We start from the raw sequence: 16854 nt of genomic DNA on the forward strand, positions 1-16854 counted from the left end.
TAGATGAGTTAGCTAGGCAAACCTAATTCGGAAGCATCGGCCGTGAGATACCGATCAACGGTCGGAGCCAATATGGCGACCATCTGCTCCCTGGTCAACGCGACCAAGGGATCGATCTTGAGTGCGTATCGCAGGAGCGCGGTCCCGACCATCGAGGTGGCCGCCAGCGCGAATCGCGTCCGCACCTCCGGCCCCCCACCCAGCTCCTCGCTGATCGCGGCCAACACGTAGTTCTGCATGAAATCCCGAAACGCGCGATGGGCATCGTCGTTGGTGGTGGCCGACTGCAGGATCGCGAGCATCGTGTCGACCGTGCCTGCCTGTTCCCACATCGACAGGTACGCGTTGACGAAGCGTTGACCGACCGTGCCCTCACCCTCGCGAATAGCGAGCACCAGCTCGTTGGGATCGATCACCAGCTGGATCGACTGACGAAACAGCTCATCCTTCGACCCGAAGAGGTACACGATCATGGACGGATCGATACCCGCATCGCGGGCAACACCCCTGATGGTCGTCTTCTCATAGCCGCGCTCGGCGAATGAGCGCTTCGCAACGTCGAGCACATGCTCTCGCGAGACCGCTTCCCCGCGACGGCGGCCCCGGCGGGCGGTATTCGTGCTGGTTGCCATGCTCTACGGTATCAATTTTCCACAAGTGTTGAAAAAAGGCCACATGCGATCTACTCTCATCTCAATTAATTCAACACTTAATGAAATGGAGGATGAGATGACGGGCCACCACGAACTCCGACCGGGCGCTCATCACCAGGTGCCGGACTGGGCGCGGGCCACATCCGTTGCCGCCCTGCTGACGTGCGCACTCGGGGCCATCTTCATCGCCTTCGCCTGGCCCTCGGCACGCACCGCACCGCGCGACGTGCCGATCGGAGTCACAGGATCGGCGGCGCAGGTGGCCATGCTCACTGAGCGACTGGCGGGTGCCTCACCCGGCGCGTTCGCCGTCACCCACTACCCGAGTCAAACCAAACTCGAGGAGGCGACCAGAAACCGCTCCGTCTACGGCGGATTCGTCCTCATGCCCCCGGCACCCACCGTCGTGGTCGCGACGGGCGGCAGCCCTGCCGTCGCACAAGCACTGACCGGTATCGGTCAACAAATCGGCAAGCAGAGCGGGATGGCGGTGTCCATCAAGGACCTCGCTCCACTGCCGCCCTCGGATCCGCGCGGCATCGGCCTGGCCGCAGCGGCCCTGCCCATGACCTTGGGCGGGCTGCTTCCGGCGGTCGCTCTCACCCTGTTGTTTCCCGGCAGAACCTGGCTCAAAGCAGCCACAGCCACTGGGTTCTCGTTCCTGGCGGCACTCACCATCTGCGTCATCCTGGATTCCTGGCTGGGCGTCATCACCGAGAACTTCTGGGGAGTGACCGCCGGCCTCACGCTGGGGATGATGGCGATGTCGTTGAGCATCACCGGCCTTGGCGCCCTGCTCGGATATCCGGGAATCGGATTGGGAGCGGCCGTCGCCGTGTTGATCGGGAACCCACTCTCGGGGCTAACGAGTGCACCCGAGTTCTTGCCCAAAGGCTTTGGCCTACTTGGGCAATTCCTGCCACCAGGGGCCAACGGCACGCTGCTGCGATCCCTGGCCTACTTCGACGGAGCCGGTTCGGCCGGAGTGATCCTGATCCTGTGCTGCTGGGTGGGCCTCGGGGTCGCGATGCTGGCACTCGACGGGGCTCGGCAGCGTGCGATGGTGCGCGGCGTGAACGTGACAGAACTTCGCAAACCGGAGCTGGTCTAACAACTGTCGAGTGCGAGCCTGACGCGGATTTCGAGCCCAACACCCGCGTCAGGCTCGCACTCGATCGGCCCAGAAGGCCCCCTCCGTGATTCCCCCCACGCCGCCGACGCACCACTTGGCAAAAATGCTCAAGCCATAAACATGCGCCTGTAGTGCAGACAACTAGCCCTGGCAGTGCTTTCAGCACACGAGTATGCGGCCCGTAAGTCACCCGTTTCCCCCGCTGACCTCATCCAGTCCCAGACGGTCCACAAACTTCCCTCCTAGACTGGCCTCTTGGTGGGCAGGACCAGGAAAGGCGAGGCAACGGAAGCTCGTGGGGCTTGAGGACGTCGAAGCACTGCACGACTTGGTCGGCGGGGTCGAGCTATCGGGAGACAAACTTGTCCGAAGCTTCTACAGCCGCTGGTTCGCCGTCGACCCCGCCGTCGGCGACCTTTTCCCTGCCGACATGTCGACACCGCGCGAACACTTCCGTCAGGCGCTGCAGTTCGTGCTCTGGGAGATGGCGGCCTACCGGACCGAAGGCCTGGTCAACTTCCTGGCGCAGCTAGGCCGGGATCATCGGAAGTTCGGGGCCACCGACAGCCAGTACGGCACCATGCGTCAGGCCCTCTTGGACGCCACACGCGAGGTGCTGCAACCGATCTGGGACCAGCGGATGGAAGCCACCGCCACCGAGGTCTACACGGTGATGGTCGAGGTGATGCGCAGCGCCGCCGCCTCGGACAGCGGCCAGCCCTGGTGGGACGGGAAGGTCATCGAGTACCACCGCACCTCACGGGATCTTGCGTTGATCCGGCTGAAACTCAACGCACCCATGGACTACCACTGCGGGCAGTACGTACATGTGCAGGTACCGCAGAGCCCGCGGAATTGGCGCTATCTGAGCTTGGCGATTCCGCCGGACCCCGAGGGCTACATCGAATTTCACGTTAAGGCCGTACCCGGCGGACTTGTCAGCGGTGACATGGTCAACAAGACGAAAGTCGGTGACACCTGGCGAATTTCGCCACCACTGGGCGCGCTGTCGGTGAACCGCGACGGTGGAGATGTGCTGATGGTCGCGGGCAGCACCGGCATCGCACCGCTGCGGTGTCTCATCATGGAGCTGTCGCAATGGGCCGAGAATCCGCGGGTCCACCTGTTCTACGGGGCACGCTATCCGCAGGAACTCTACGACCTGTGGACCCTGTGGCATATCGCCTCGACGAATCCGTGGCTGTCGGTCACACCGGTGTCCGAATACCCCCGAAACCCGGACTGGGCCAACGAATACCACGATCCGACACCACCACGGGGCCTGCACGTCCGCCAGACGGGATTGCTCTCGGAGGTGGTGACGGCCTACGGCGGCTGGGGTGATCGCCAGATTCTGCTCGGCGGCTCCGCTTCGATGATCCAGGCCACCAAGGAGGCGCTGGTCTCAAAGGGGGCCGACGCCTCCAGAATCCAGCACGACCCGCTCTAGCGTTGCTGACGCGGCTGCCAGACGACGACCGCGGTGCTCTTGGGGATGATTGCGACCTCACGGCCCGCCGTCGCCGCGCGCAACTGGGCCACCTCGGCCGTGAGCTCTGCGACCTTGGCCTGCAAAGCCTCCACCTGATTGCTCAGCTCGATAACGCGTTTGATGCCAGCGAGATTGACGCCCTCATCTTGCGACAGCCGCTGCACCTCGCGCAGCAGGTCCACATCACGCTGTGAGTAGCGCCGACCGCCACCACTGGTGCGTTCGGGGATGACCAGCCCTAGCCGGTCATAGGTTCGCAGGGTCTGCGCGTGCATCCCGGCGAGCTCGGCGGCCACGGAGATCAGAAAGGTGCGGGCTCCTCGCTCCGGCTGACGGCGGGCCGTCATCGTGCACCCGCCCAGCCTGCGCGCGGATCGAATCCGCTGGCCTTCTCGGCCACCTGATAGCGCTGCAACGCCTCCAGCGCACTGTCTTCCAGCTTCGAGGGCACCGCCACCTTGACGGTGACCAGCAGATCGCCGTTACCGCCCGCACGCTTCGGAATGCCGCGCCCACGCACCCGCAGGATGCGTCCGTCGGAGGTACCCGCGGGCACCTTCACCCCAACGCGGCCTTCCAGTGTCGGCACGGAAACCGTGGCACCCAAAGCCAATTCGGTAAAGCTCACCGGAACGGTGAGAGTCAGGTCGTCGCCGTCGCGGCTGAACACCTTGTCGGGCCGCACGTGCACGGTGACGTACAGATCGCCCGAAGGAGCGCCGCGCAGTCCGGCCTCGCCCTGTCCGGCCAGCCGAATACGTTGTCCGTCATCCACTCCCGGCGGAATCCGCACGGTGATGGTGCGGGTTCGGGTGGTGACGCCCGTTCCCTGGCAGTCGGTGCACGGGTTCTCGATGATCGAGCCCGTGCCACGGCAATCGGCGCATGGTTCGGAGAATCCGAACGCACCCTGGTTGCGATTGATGACGCCGCTGCCATTGCAGGAGCCACAGACCTTCGGGCTGGTACCCGGGCGAGCGCCGCTGCCGTGGCAGGTGGTGCACGGAGCGGGACTGGTGAGCCGCAGCGGAACCGATACGCCCTTGCATGCTTCGACGAAGTCCAGCTGGGTCTCGGTTTCCAGATCGTTGCCGCGGCGCGGGCGACTGGCACGCGGCTGCGCGCGCTGCCCGAACAGGCCGCCGAACAGATCGCCGATCCCGCCGCCACCGGAGGTGTCGGCGTTACCGAACAGGTCGTTCAGGTTGAACTCGGCACTGTTGGCGCCGCCGCTGAATCCGCCGCCGCCACCAAATCCATTGTCGCCGAAGCGCCGTCCGAACCCGCCACCGGCGAAGAGCCGACGGGTCTCGTCGTACTCCTTGCGCTTGGCCGGGTCCGACAGCACGTCCTTGGCCTCGCTGACGACCTTGTAACGGTCCTCAGCGGCCTGGTTCCCCGGATTTCTGTCCGGGTGATTTTCGGCCAGCAGCTTGCGTGCGGCCTTCTTGATCTCGTCCTGGCTCGCGGTGGAGGCGAGGCCGAGCTCCTTGTAGAAGTCCTTCTCGACCCATTCACGTTGCGTCACCCGACATCACCTCCTTCGCGTCCATCGGGTATTGCTGTGCAGTTCTTACTCTGATTCTGTCTTGGATTGCGTTTCGGCACCCGTTGTTCCGGGTTCCTGCTGAGTCGTGTCGCCGCCCTCGGGACTTGCCGGATCACTGGGACTTCCGTCGGTTACCACGACCATCGCGGTACGGAGCACCCGATCACCCATCTTGTAACCCTTGCGCAGCACCGCCGCCAGCACGGGATGGCCGTCCTGGCCGTCATGCTGAACCGCCTCATGCAGCGAGGGATCGAAGTCGTCTCCTTCGGCACCGAATGTCGCCAATCCCAGCCCTTCGAGGGCCGCGGACAGCTTGTCCGAAACACTGCGCAGCGGACCTGATTCCAGGTCGCCATGCTCGCGCGCGCGGTCGAGATCGTCCAGCACACCCAGCAGCTGAGCCACTACGGACGCCTTGGCCGAATCGATGACGGCCTGCCGGTCCCGTTCCACCCGCTTGCGGTAGTTGGCGAAGTCGGCGTGCGCACGCTGCAGGTCGGCCGTCAGTTCGGCCACCTTGGCATCCGCATCCGACTCGCCCCCGGAGGCCGCGGACCCGGGTGCCGAAGCACCCGGTTCCGCTGCGGTGGCTGGCTTTTCAGCCACCTTCGCCTCTTCGCGAACCGCGCCGGTGTTGGGATCGATCCGGCGCTTATCGGTAACGGTCACCGGTTCGCGTTCTTCATCCCGATCTTGCCCACCTGACGGGGTCACTTGCTGTCCTTCTCCTCGTCGACGACCTCGGCATCCACGACATCGCTGTCGGCAGCGCCAGCGCCACCTTCGGCTCCGGCGCCTTCAGCCCCAGCCTTGGCGGCTGCGGCCTCGTAGATGGCCTGACCCAGTGCCTGCGACTGCTCGCCGAGCTTCTCCATCGCTTCCTTGATGGCGCCGATATCGGTGCCCTCCAGTGCCTTCTTGGCATCGGCGATGGCGTCGTCCACCTTGGAGAGCGTCTCGTCAGAGACGACCTTCTCGGTGCCCTCGGCGGGCTCACGCTGCTCCTTGACGAACTTCTCCGTCTGGTAGACCAGCGACTCGGCCTGGTTGCGGACATCGGCCTCTTCGCGGCGCTTCTTGTCCTCGTCGGCGTGTGCCTCGGCGTCCTTGATCATCCGGTCGATCTCTTCCTTGGAGAGGCCGGAGCCTTCCTGGATCTTGATCGTGTTCTCCTTGCCGGTGCCCTTGTCCTTCGCGGTCACGTGCACGATGCCGTTGGCATCGATATCGAAGGTGACCTCGATCTGGGGCACACCGCGCGGAGCCGGCGGGATACCGGTCAGCTCGAAGGAGCCCAGGAGCTTGTTGTGCGAAGCGATCTCGCGCTCGCCCTGGTACACCTGGATCTGCACCGACGGCTGGTTGTCGTCTGCCGTGGTGAAGGTCTCGGACCGCTTGGTGGGGATGGTGGTGTTGCGCTCGATGAGCTTGGTCATCACGCCACCCTTGGTCTCGATACCGAGGGACAGCGGGGTGACGTCAAGCAACAGAACGTCTTTCACCTCGCCCTTGAGCACGCCGGCCTGCAGCGCGGCACCCACGGCGACAACCTCGTCGGGGTTGACGCCCTTGTTGGGCTCCTTACCGCCGGTCAGCTCCTTGACCAGATCGGTCACCGCGGGCATACGGGTAGAACCACCCACCAGCACCACGTGATCGATGTCGGCCACGGAAACACCGGCATCCTTGATGACCGACTGGAACGGCTTGCGGGTGCGGTCCAGCAGATCCTGAGTGATCTTCTGGAATTCGGCACGCGTCAGCTGCTCGTCGAGGAACAACGGGTTCTTGTCCGCGTCAACAGTGATGTACGGCAGGTTGATCGAGGTCGACTGCGAGCTGGACAGCTCGATCTTCGCCTTCTCGGCAGCCTCACGCAGACGCTGCATGGCCATCTTGTCCTTGGTCAGGTCGATACCGGCGCTGGCCTTGAACTTGTCGACGAGCCAGGTCACGATGCGCTCGTCCCAGTCGTCACCACCGAGGTGGTTGTCGCCGGAAGTCGCACGGACCTCCACGACGCCGTCGCCGATTTCCAGCAGCGACACGTCGAAGGTGCCACCACCGAGGTCGAAGACCAGGATGGTCTGTTCCTTCTCGCCCTTGTCCAGGCCGTAGGCCAGGGCGGCCGCGGTCGGCTCGTTGACGATGCGCAGGACGTTCAGACCGGCGATCTGGCCGGCTTCCTTGGTCGCCTGACGCTGTGCGTCGTTGAAGTACGCCGGCACGGTGATGACGGCGTCCTCGATGTCTTCACCCAGGTAGGCCTCGGCGTCGCGCTTCAGCTTCTGCAGCGTGCGGGCGCTGATCTCCTGGGGGGTGTAGTTCTTTCCGTCGATTTCAACGGACCAATCGGTGCCCATGTGACGCTTGACCGACCGGATGGTCCGGTCGACGTTGGTCACCGCCTGGTTCTTGGCGGGCTGCCCGACCAGTACCTCGCCATTGCGCGCGAACGCAACGACGGACGGGGTGGTGCGAGAGCCTTCCGAGTTCGCGACAACTACCGGGTCGCCGCCTTCGAGGACGGCGACAACGGAGTTGGTGGTCCCGAGGTCGATTCCGACCGCACGAGCCATAGTTCATTCCTCCTGTTGGTTACCTCAATGCCTTCAGTGAGATCCGCTCAAGTTTGCCTCGTCCGGATCTTTTCGTCAAGCCATAGTTGAGCCTATATGACTCAAGTTCGACATACTGGTCAACGGACCACCGCCGACATTTGTTCCCGGTACCTACTCGCCTGCATACACGACACATCGATGCAGGTGGTCCTTGTGAAGTGTCTGCGCAGCGCCACCCCCGATCCCGCAACAGGCGAGCCTGGCCATCCTCAGTTCGTTCCCAGAATTCGTCACTAGCTTGATTCGGTAGACAACAAATCTTGCAGTGAGAGGCGGGCCATGGTTTCCCGACGTACTGTCGCGGCTTCTGTCATCGTGGCTGGTATCGCAGGGGGTGTGCTGGCACCGATCGCGTGGGCTGACCCTGCGCCATCCCAGCCCGTGTGCACAGCTCTAGGGCAGATCGCCGAAAGCCTTAACGATGACATCGGTGCGGGCCTTCAGCCTCGCGGCCTGAGAAGGTACGACATCACGCAACTCACTCACGGGGTGAGCTACATGAACCAGGTGAACGCCAACGCCCGTATCACTGCCCTTGACGTTCCGTTGCGCAATCTGACCAGCACGATCAACGACCTGCAGAATCAGTACCAGCTAGTCACCGTGTCCGATGAGGACGGAACCTGGCACCCCATGTCCGCCTCGCAGGAGCAGGATCTCGACCAGGCGTCCGCCCAGCAAGACACACTGACGGGCCTGGTCAGCCAATTGCAACAAAGCAACCACTGCCCACCTCCGCCGGCCAGCTGATAACTCAGCGCCGTCTGCGCACGGCGTACGAACTCGCCGCCGCGACAACCACAATCAACGCGATGCCGCCCAGCAGTGGCCACACGCCGGTCTCGTCCACCACGCTCACCAGCCAGGTCTGCACCTCGCTTGCCGCGTTGATCACCGGGTCGTCGGCGCTCCCGTCGCCGAAGTTCAGCCGAATCTCGTAATAGCCGTAGTAGGCGACGTACAGCCCGGTCAGCAGCACGATCACCCCTGCGATGCGGCCCACATACGGCAAGACCTTCCGCATGGTGGCCTGCACCGAATTTCCCAGCAGCGCAACGGCTAATGCCGCGACGCCGACGGTCGCGGCCATCCCCGCCCCGTACGCGACGAAGGCCAGCACCCCCGAGACGATGGACCCCTGTTTGAAGGTGGTGCTGATGACCGCCAGAAACGGGCCGACCGTGCAGGACAGCGATGCCACCGCGTAGGTCAGCCCGTAGCCGTACATGGACAGCAGCGAGGCCGTTGGCGCCCCGCCGGAAACCCCGGGCAGCACGACGGTGAGCTCACGCCCGGACAGCAGCCAGAGGGACAGCGCTACCAGCGCGACACCGATCACCACGGTGGCGAAGGGCATGTAGCGACCCGCCGAGGCGACCACCGGCGAGATCACCAGCCCGAAAATCCCGAACACCGTCAGGAAACCGGCGGCCATCGCCACCGTCGCGGTCGCTGCCCGCGCCACAGCGGTCAGCCTCGATGCGGTGCCGTCACTACCGGCGATCACCAGCCCGAGATAACCCGGGAGAAAAGCGAAGCCGCATGGATTGAGCGCGGCCACCAGCCCCGCCCCCAGCGCGAAAGTCAGTGCTGCGGTATCAATCACGTCAGTACCGCAGCATCAATGCAGCTGCCCGATTCTCTTGTCGAGTTCTGGTCCCGACAGCGGGCTCTTGACCACCTGGGCATTGCCGTCAGATCCCAGGAACGCGAAAGCCGGCTGATGGGTGACGTCATACAGCGCCCACACCGCGGCATCGGTATCGGCCAGCTGAACAAAGGTGAGGCCGTACTTGGTCACGAAGTCCCGCATCGCGGACACCTGGTCCTGCGCCGCCACCCCCACAAAGGTGACATCCGGATGCGCAGTGGCCGCCCGCTGCAGATCGGGCGCTTCCTTCTGACAGGTCGGGCACCACGGCGCCCAAAACCACAGCACCGCCTTCTTACCGGTCAGACTGCTGCCCGCGAAGTCGGCACCATCGATGGTCTTGGCGCTGAAGTTCAGCAACCGCGAGGACTGCGACGACGACGAGCCAGCCGTGGAGGTGTCGTTCTTGTCGGCCCCGGAGCAACCGGTCAGCCCGATACCCAGAGCCAGCACCGCGATAGCCGAAACCGCAACGCGTGATATCACTTTCCCTCGTTTCGCCGCATTCTCATCAACTCACGCCCATCTCGCCTACTCACCGTAACCATCGACGCAACGCGCCCGCGCTCGGGTGTGCGGCCTTACGTACGCTGGCAGTCATGGACTTCCGGGTATTCGTTGAACCGCAGCAGGGCGCCACCTACTCCGATCAGCTGCGGGTGGCACAGGCCGCCGAAGAACTGGGATTCTCCGCGTTCTTCCGGTCCGATCACTACCTGGCGATGGGTGGTGCCGACGGGCTGCCCGGCCCCACTGACACATGGGTGACACTGGGAGCGATCGCCCGGGAGACCACCAGCATCCGGCTGGGCACCCTGGTCACCTCGGCTACCTTCCGCCATCCGGGACCGCTTGCCATCACTGTTGCACAGGTAGACGAGATGAGCAGCGGCAGAGTAGATCTCGGCCTGGGCGCCGGGTGGTTCAGCGAGGAGCACGAGGCCTACGCCATTCCCTTCCCGCCGCTGGGCGAGCGGTTCGATCGTCTGGAAGAGCAGCTCGACATCCTCACCGGCCTGTGGTCCACACCCACCAGCGACACCTACTCCTATGCGGGCACGCACTACACGGTGACCAACTCCCCCGCGCTGCCCAAACCTGTGCAGGAGCCGCATCCGCCGATCGTGATCGGCGGGCTCGGCGCCAAGCGCACTCCGGCACTCGCCGCCCGTTTTGCCGCCGAGTTCAACGTGCCGTTTCAGCCCGTCGATGTCGTCACCGGCCAGTACGCACGAGTGGCGCAAGCGGTCGAAGCCGCTGGGCGGCCGGCAGATTCGATGATCTACTCGGCGGCCTTCGCGTTGTGCGTCGGCGATACGGATGCCGATATCGCGCGCCGCGCGGCCAATGCCCGCCGCGAGGTAGACGAGATCACCGAGAACAGCCCGCTCGCGGGCACTCCCGACGCGGTGGCGGACAAGCTGGGCACCTACATCGACGCCGGGGTCCAGCGGGTCTACGCCCAACTACTCGACATACGGGATCTGGATCACCTGGAGTTCTTCGCTTCGACGGTAATCCCGCAGTTCGGCTGACATTCTTCGGTTAGGCTCCGCGCGATGAGTGAGCACGAGACACCGAACGCTCCCGACGACGACGAGAGCTACTTCTCGGGGATGATCGAGGAGAGCGAGAAGCCGACGCCCTGGTATCGAACGGGGCCGGCGATCGTCGGCACCATCGCTGCCATCATCGCGATCGTCGCGGTGCTCATGACCATCGTGTTGTCCACGGACAAGCGCGTGGTCAACGACGACACACCGCTGACGACGACATCGCCGACGCCGAGTACCACCGCCACTGAGCCTTCACCTGAATCGTCGTCGACGACCACCGAGACCACGACCATCGAATCGACGCAGGAGCCGGTGCCGCCCGCGCCGACCTCCGAGCCCACGTACTACGACACCCCGACCTCGACGACGTACCAGTGGCAGGCACCCGCGATCCCCTCACCGCCAGCTATTCCACCGATTCCGCAGATCCCACAAATCCCGCCTATTCCACAGATCCCGCAAATACCGGGGCTGTAAGGGAGTTGGGTTACGCTCCGGATCATGTCCTACCCGGAGCCGCCAGAAGACCCGACGATGTACAACGAGCAGTACCACGATCAGGGACCTGATGGGCCCAACCCTTGGTACAAGCAGCCGGCCGTGCTCATTGCCCTGGCAGGGGCCGCGGTGGCGGTCATCGCGGTGATCATCGCCTTCGTGATTACCCGAAGCGACAAGCCTGCCCCCGCTGGGAGCACCACCTCGGTGACATCCGCGACCACCAGCAGTTCGGCACCGGCCAACTCCGGCGGCCACGAGGGGCATGGCGGCTCCGGTAGCACCACCGGCGGCAACTCCACGGTGACCGAGACCGTCTCCGAGTCGCCGAGTCAGAGCGCCGAAACGACGACCACTGCGCCGACGACCACGACCACCACTACGGATACGACGACCACCACGACCACTCAGCCGACGACTACGACAACGACGGCCCCGCCGACCACCACGACCGGACGCTCAGTGGTGATCCCGATTCCCGGCGGCGGCAACGTCCAGGTGCCCGTTGGCGGTCAGTGAGCCATCCGGATTCCCGGCGGACCTGTGACGCCCTGACGGGTCCTGCCGGGTTTTCCGGGGGAAGCCTCGTTCCATAGGTGACCTGCCGCGCACAGCGCAACGACGAAGGACAGCACACCGATCGGGATCGCCCAGAGGCGACGCGTATCGAGCTTGGCGGCGCACTGGTCGTGGTAGTTGGTCGACTGATTCGCACCGGAACTCATCTTGTCCAGCTCCGCGCTCCGGGTGAGTCGGGGCCCCACGGGCATACCGCAGGTCACCGACTGGGTGGCACCGCCCGTGTCGACTTGAATAGACACCGGTGTGAGCAGGACGGCCATCGCGATGATCGTCGCGATACCGCATACGCCTGAAAGGACTCCGCGTCCGTGCATACCTGGGACGCTACGCCGTCAAGGGCACGCAATGATGGTGATTCGATATCCGAAGCGACAAAAAACTGGACGTGAATTTCAGCAGGCTGAGCTCTTGGCGGTGCGGCAGATCGGTGCCGCCACATTGCGCAGAACCTGCTGCTCATCGGCCTCTGCCCAGGGCGAACCGACAGCACCCGTGACGGCGTTGGTGACGGTCAGCTCGGCCACCGTTCCGGTACCGGGCGGCTCCACCACATACAGCCGGTACTGCGGCTGCTTGCGACCTTGCGCCGGCAGCGTCACCGTGGCCGCATGACCATTGGGCAGGTCGACCACATTGACCTGGGCGCCAACGGCGTTGAAGCAGTGATCCAGCCGTGCGCGCAGCGACCGATAGACGGTCGACGCGTACTGGTCGGTCACCGACGTGTCGCCGGGCCAGTGTGCGATCACCTCCACCGCCGTCCACCCGGAATCATCCGAAGTGACTGTCGAGGAAGCAGATTCGGGCGATTGCGGCAGACTCTCTCCCAGCGAGAAGCAGAGATTCGCTGACCAGAAGGCCGGGCGGTCAACCGAGGTTGCGTTGCGCGACAAGGGAGCCCAGTGTGAGACGTGATCCATGGGGACGTCCCGCGGGTTGATCCACACCGAGTCGGGCACAGGCTTCGGATCCGCCGCGGCCGGAGCCGCGGTGCCCAGGCAGGCGATCACAGCAATCGCCGGAATTGCCCGCTGCCACCCGCGCATCGTCACAGAAATCCCTCGCTAGCAGGAGCCCTTGCACAGCGGCTGGGCAAGGGCGCGCAGAACCGTCGCGTCATCGACGGGCTTCCATGGCGAGGGCTCGCGGCCGGTGCGGGGCACGGTGACAGCAAGCTCGGAAACGGTGCCCGACTCGGGCGGAACCACGTTGTAGATGTGCACCTCGCTGGTGGGGTTATCGCGCTCCTTGCCGATCAGCAGGGTCGCCGCAAAGCCGTACCACGAGGGTGCCGGGCGCAGATCGACGCTGATGACGTCGCCTACTCCCGGGCAGTAGTTGAGCTGAGATCGAATACCACTCTGGAAGGCCGCGGCCCCATCGGTATTTCCTTCGGGCCACTGTCCAGCCGCCTGCACCACGGATGCCGCGACGCCCGACGCGGCCTGGGTGGCGATGGCCGAGGCCGGCGGAAGGACGTCCGACGACGGGGCGCCGCAGAGCCGCATGCTGAGGAAGGAAGCCCTGCCGGTTGCGGTCGGGTTGGCCGCTGACCAGTGGTATTCGCCGTTCATGGGGATCTCACCGGGGCTGATCCACACGCCCGCGGGCACCGGCCTGGGAGCGGGCCCGGCCGGATTGGGGGTGGGCTCCGCCACTGCCGTCGCCGTGCCGAATCCGGCCATCAGGATTACGGTCGCGGCAGACAGGCGCATCATCATCTGCTCAGTATGCCGGGCGCTCGTGCGCAGACAACTGGGTGAGTATGCCTTCGGCACTGCGGGCAGCCGCTAAGCACAGACGGCTGGTGAACGGATCGTTGAGTGGATACGCGGCCCGCGCGCGCCAGCGTCCCACCGCATCCAGGGCGGCACGCCGCGGATCCGGGCGAGTCTCGTCCAGACCCAGGCGGGCGGCCGGTTCCGTGCCGGAGGCTCCCAGCAGTCTGCGGATGAGCACCGTCTCGTGTTCGGTGAGCGTGGTGGTTCGGGAGGACAACTCTGCCAACAGCCGTAGCTCATCGAAGGCGTGAGTGTCAGCGAGCAGGGGGTCGATGTCGTCGATCACCGGGCGGCCGCCCTGGACCGGGTAGGACGTCAGCACCTGACGGGCCGAGAGCAGCGCGGTATGAGATTTCAGGATGCCCGCGCGCTGACCGAATTGGTTGGCGATGATGTTGTGCAGTTCCACCAGTCCACTGCGTTCGAGGAGCTCCTCGGCCAGCCCGGTGGCGGTGATCTCGGAGGTGCCCGCGACCCGGATGACGGCCACCGCGATCCGGATACCGAACATCCCGAATCGATGTAGCAGTGCGGCCCGGGTCTGTGGGTCAATCGGAAGCGAATCATCTTCGCGCACAAACCTATCCACAGACAGCAGCGCCTTGGCCAGCACCTGCGGATCCACTTCCGCGAGTTTCTGCAGTGCGATGAACTCCGCTTGCCGCAGTGTGCGGGCGGTCAGCGCCAGCAGCCCGGCGACCGGCACCACGGCCTGACAGATCCCGGTGCGTTCCATCTCGCCGGCGAACCGGGCGGACACCTCACGCGCGGACAGCATCGCGTCGAGGCGGCCCACCCCGATCTCGTCGGCACGCGATACGACGCCAATCACCCCGACAGCTCCCCCACGCTCGCCGCCGACAAGCTTGCCGATCTGGGTGAGCAGGCCGATATCGGCGGCGTTCAGGCTGCGCAGCAGGAAGATCACCGCATCCACCCGGGGCACTCCGTCCTCGGGCACCAGCAGCGCGAGACTGCGCTCTGAGACCTCGGTGGACAGCGACGAAGTCCCTGGGGTGTCTATCAGGGTGATCTCATTCAATTCCGGTGCGGGCCAGTGAACGTCGAGGTCTGCCACCGAGGCCGGGTCCAGCCGGTCGAGTTCGAAGGAAAGGCCGCCGTCACGACGGATCGGGATGTCCTGGCGTACGCCGCTGAACAGATTGGCCGTGACTTGCGGAGCGGCGCCATGACGAAACCACGCCACGATCCGGGTGGCCTCGGTGGCATCCGTGGGTGCAATGTCTTCTCCGACAAGTGCATTGACCAGTGTTGACTTGCCGGCATTGAGAGTTCCGGCGATGGCCACCCGGATCGGTTCGTCGAGCCGGGCAGCAATACGGCTCAGCTCGTCGTGTGGCTCCGCGATCCGCGCGTACCGCGAATCACCCTGGTAGGCGCGCATGGCCTCACCGATGATGGCACGGGCCCGCTCAATGGTACTCATGCGGACGGACGCAGCCCTTCCAGTCCGTCGATATGCGTGTTGACCTGGCGCAGGATATGCAATTGGCGCTCCACCTCACGGGTGCGCGCATCGCGATCCTCGGCCTCCAGCCGCGCCGATGCGATGGCCGCCTGTAGCGATTCGTTGAGCGAGCGCGTGGTCTGGTTGGCGATATCGCGGAAATGATCCCGGAGCTGGCGCTGCACCAGACGCAGCCGGTCGCGTGATTCTTTGAGCACCACGAAGGACACGTCGTCGAGGAAGCGGCGGACGTTCGTCTTGGCCTCACCCCGGATGCGCAGCATCCGGTTCTCCATGTCTTCGTTGTAGGTCTTCTTTCCCAGCATCGCACCGGCCCCCAACGAGATCAGGTTGAACATCCCGAGCCCTGCGACGGTGGTCAGCATGCCGAACATGATGACACCGCCGTAGGAACCACGCAGCCCGGTGATGGCCTTGTGCCCCAACTTGATCGGCTTGGCTTCCAGCTTCGACAGCGACTTCAGGTCACTCAGATCCGCGCCCATCTCGCTGGCCCGCAGCCGGGGCATCTTCACCGAGTCCATGCCGGCGGTGGCGAACGTCTCGGCCACCTGAGCGGCCAGGTGCATCGCCCGCTGATGTGCCCAGACGAAGTTGTTTCCCACCGAGTTGGCCACGGCCTGCTCGAGTTTGGCGCCGACCTCGGCCCAGTTCTTGGTGGGATCGGTGCGGTCGATCACCTCTTCGGTCCGCTGCAGGATCCGCCGGAATCGTGATTGCAGATCGTGCTCGACATCGGTTGACACATCGGTGATGCCATCACCGAGAACCTGCTGCCACAGTGCGGTATGAGCCAGCGCCTCCTCGGCCTCACGCTTACGGCGTTCCAGGTCTGAGGTGAGCTCGTCGCGGCTCTGCGGATCCTGCAGAGCGCTGAGCTCGGCGTCCAGGGTGAGCGTGAGATGCTCCGATGCCGAACCGATCTCGGCGACCGCCTGCTGTCGCGAGCTGGCCTGATGGTCCGCGATGGCATTGCTGAGGAATGTCACCAATGCGGGGAAGTTGGACTCCGCATTGAGTTCCTTGTCGTTGAGCTGCAACGCGTGCGAACGCAGCGCCGACGACACCGTGATAGCGGGCACGGTGATCTTGGCCTGGTGTAGATGGGCGGAGTTGGCAGCCACCACCTCGCGCCAGTGCGGGTACAGGTCCGTCTTGGTGTTGACGATGGCCGCGACGGGGCACAGGTCGAGTGCCTGCTGAATGAAAACCAGTTCGGGTTCGGTGAATTCGGAACTGAGATCGCTCACCATGAGCATGACATCGGCGTCCGGCAGCAGCCCGAGGGTGCTCGACAAGTGCGGCTGACCGAACCCGCCGACGCCGGGCGTATCCACCAGGCACAGACCACTTTTGAGCATCGGGCTGGCAACCTTTATTTCCACCCGCAGCACCTCGCGGCCCTGTGCCTGCGGTGCACGCTTGAGGTCCTTGCCGATATCGGCCACCGGAATCGGGATGATCTCGGGTTCCCCGGCCAGTCCCCCGCCGTCATATTGCTCGGCAGGGGCCACCACCAGGGCGGCCGAGGGCTGCTCGCCGTAGCTGATAACGGTTGTCACCGAAGTGGTTTCGTCATCGCCCACACGCGCGACCGGCATGTTGAGTAGCGAGTTCACCAGCTGACTCTTGCCCTGCTTGAGCTGTCCTGCCACCACCACGCGCAGCGGACGGTCCACCAGAAGGCTGTCCACCCGGTCCAGGCGGTCGATCAGATCGCCCCGATCGTTCTCGCCCGCGATCTTGCGCACATGCCCCAGCAGCTCGTTGACGAGCGCCAGCTGCTGCTGGCCGTCCTGCGCGGTGTCCGACACGGTTCCCTAACCCTTCTGGCTCGAAATTCCTCA

At 64.7% G+C, this 16854-nt stretch carries 18 protein-coding genes; 6 read left to right on the forward strand and 12 right to left on the reverse strand.

The annotated features are described in order from the left end of the window. Positions 1-8 precede the first annotated feature (8 nt). Positions 9-632, reverse strand: coding sequence for a TetR/AcrR family transcriptional regulator (locus HBA99_RS21805; RefSeq protein WP_070951964.1), 624 nt, complete (start codon positions 630-632; stop codon positions 9-11). Between the two features lie 97 nt (positions 633-729). On the opposite strand from HBA99_RS21805, the gene HBA99_RS21810 reads away from it, so the two are divergent. Continuing rightward, positions 730-1764, forward strand: coding sequence for an ABC transporter permease (locus HBA99_RS21810; protein ID WP_070952426.1), 1035 nt, complete (start codon positions 730-732; stop codon positions 1762-1764). Positions 1765-2080: 316 nt separating this feature from the next. Then, complete coding sequence (locus tag HBA99_RS21815) at positions 2081-3235, forward strand: FAD-binding oxidoreductase (protein WP_030097163.1); 1155 nt, start codon at positions 2081-2083, stop codon at positions 3233-3235. Here the strand turns inward: HBA99_RS21815 and HBA99_RS21820 are convergent. Genes HBA99_RS21820 through dnaK form a run of 4 tightly spaced genes read right to left on the reverse strand, consistent with a single transcriptional unit; the run spans position 3232 to position 7408 of the window. Continuing rightward, entirely contained in the window at positions 3232-3624 is a 393-nt protein-coding gene (locus HBA99_RS21820) for a heat shock protein transcriptional repressor HspR (protein ID WP_044105369.1), read from the reverse strand. The genes HBA99_RS21815 and HBA99_RS21820 overlap by 4 nt on opposite strands. After that, the gene (dnaJ, locus tag HBA99_RS21825; RefSeq protein ID WP_070951963.1) at positions 3621-4805 is read right to left on the reverse strand and encodes a molecular chaperone DnaJ; all 1185 of its coding nucleotides are present in this window, start codon (positions 4803-4805) and stop codon (positions 3621-3623) included. The genes HBA99_RS21820 and dnaJ overlap by 4 nt, the downstream gene beginning before the upstream one ends. Before the next feature lie 45 nt (positions 4806-4850). Next, complete coding sequence (grpE, locus tag HBA99_RS21830; protein ID WP_030097166.1) at positions 4851-5543, reverse strand: nucleotide exchange factor GrpE; 693 nt, start codon at positions 5541-5543, stop codon at positions 4851-4853. Further along, a complete protein-coding gene (gene dnaK, locus HBA99_RS21835; RefSeq protein WP_030097167.1) occupies positions 5540-7408 on the reverse strand; it encodes a molecular chaperone DnaK in 1869 nt (622 codons plus the stop codon). Before dnaK ends, grpE begins: the two co-directional genes overlap by 4 nt. A 357-nt stretch (positions 7409-7765) precedes the next feature. Between dnaK and HBA99_RS21840 the strand changes: the two genes are divergently transcribed. After that, positions 7766-8200, forward strand: a complete 435-nt coding sequence (locus HBA99_RS21840; RefSeq protein ID WP_131822824.1) for a hypothetical protein — start codon at positions 7766-7768, stop codon at positions 8198-8200. Between the two features lie 4 nt (positions 8201-8204). Here HBA99_RS21840 and HBA99_RS21845 read toward each other — a convergent pair whose 3' ends face one another. Continuing rightward, positions 8205-9056, reverse strand: coding sequence for a cytochrome c biogenesis CcdA family protein (locus tag HBA99_RS21845; protein ID WP_070932547.1), 852 nt, complete (start codon positions 9054-9056; stop codon positions 8205-8207). A gap of 15 nt (positions 9057-9071) precedes the next feature. Further along, positions 9072-9587, reverse strand: a complete 516-nt coding sequence (locus tag HBA99_RS21850) for a redoxin domain-containing protein (RefSeq protein ID WP_064409772.1) — start codon at positions 9585-9587, stop codon at positions 9072-9074. Between the two features lie 113 nt (positions 9588-9700). On the opposite strand from HBA99_RS21850, the gene HBA99_RS21855 reads away from it, so the two are divergent. From HBA99_RS21855 to HBA99_RS21865, 3 genes are read left to right on the forward strand one after another with little or no spacing between them, the layout of a single operon-like run. Further along, positions 9701-10636: an LLM class F420-dependent oxidoreductase gene (locus HBA99_RS21855; RefSeq protein ID WP_070923122.1), complete on the forward strand. Its 936-nt coding sequence runs from the start codon at positions 9701-9703 to the stop codon at positions 10634-10636. 24 nt (positions 10637-10660) lie between these two features. Then, positions 10661-11134, forward strand: a complete 474-nt coding sequence (locus HBA99_RS21860) for a hypothetical protein (RefSeq protein WP_070923123.1) — start codon at positions 10661-10663, stop codon at positions 11132-11134. 57 nt (positions 11135-11191) lie between these two features. Next, positions 11192-11674 carry a hypothetical protein gene (locus HBA99_RS21865; RefSeq protein ID WP_030097173.1) on the forward strand — a complete coding sequence of 161 codons (483 nt, stop codon included), beginning with the start codon at positions 11192-11194 and terminating at the stop codon, positions 11672-11674. Here HBA99_RS21865 and HBA99_RS21870 read toward each other — a convergent pair. The 5 genes from HBA99_RS21870 to HBA99_RS21890 all read right to left on the reverse strand — a co-directional run bounded on the left by HBA99_RS21870 (position 11668) and on the right by HBA99_RS21890 (position 16821). Then, positions 11668-12051 carry a hypothetical protein gene (locus HBA99_RS21870; RefSeq protein WP_070921076.1) on the reverse strand — a complete coding sequence of 128 codons (384 nt, stop codon included), beginning with the start codon at positions 12049-12051 and terminating at the stop codon, positions 11668-11670. The two genes, HBA99_RS21865 and HBA99_RS21870, sit on opposite strands and share 7 nt — an antisense overlap. Before the next feature lie 78 nt (positions 12052-12129). Beyond that, positions 12130-12783 (reverse strand): hypothetical protein, encoded by a 654-nt coding sequence (locus HBA99_RS21875; RefSeq protein ID WP_070923124.1) that lies wholly within the window; start codon positions 12781-12783, stop codon positions 12130-12132. An 18-nt stretch (positions 12784-12801) separates the two neighbouring features. Then, entirely contained in the window at positions 12802-13458 is a 657-nt protein-coding gene (locus tag HBA99_RS21880) for a hypothetical protein (protein ID WP_070923125.1), read from the reverse strand. 4 nt (positions 13459-13462) lie between these two features. Then, positions 13463-14965, reverse strand: a complete 1503-nt coding sequence (locus HBA99_RS21885) for a dynamin family protein (RefSeq protein ID WP_070923126.1) — start codon at positions 14963-14965, stop codon at positions 13463-13465. Further along, positions 14962-16821 carry a dynamin family protein gene (locus HBA99_RS21890; protein ID WP_030097178.1) on the reverse strand — a complete coding sequence of 620 codons (1860 nt, stop codon included), beginning with the start codon at positions 16819-16821 and terminating at the stop codon, positions 14962-14964. The genes HBA99_RS21885 and HBA99_RS21890 overlap by 4 nt, the downstream gene beginning before the upstream one ends. Positions 16822-16854 lie beyond the last annotated feature (33 nt).

The organism is Mycobacteroides chelonae (assembly GCF_016767715.1).
In the GTDB taxonomy this organism is placed as follows: Bacteria; Actinomycetota; Actinomycetes; order Mycobacteriales; family Mycobacteriaceae; genus Mycobacterium; species Mycobacterium gwanakae.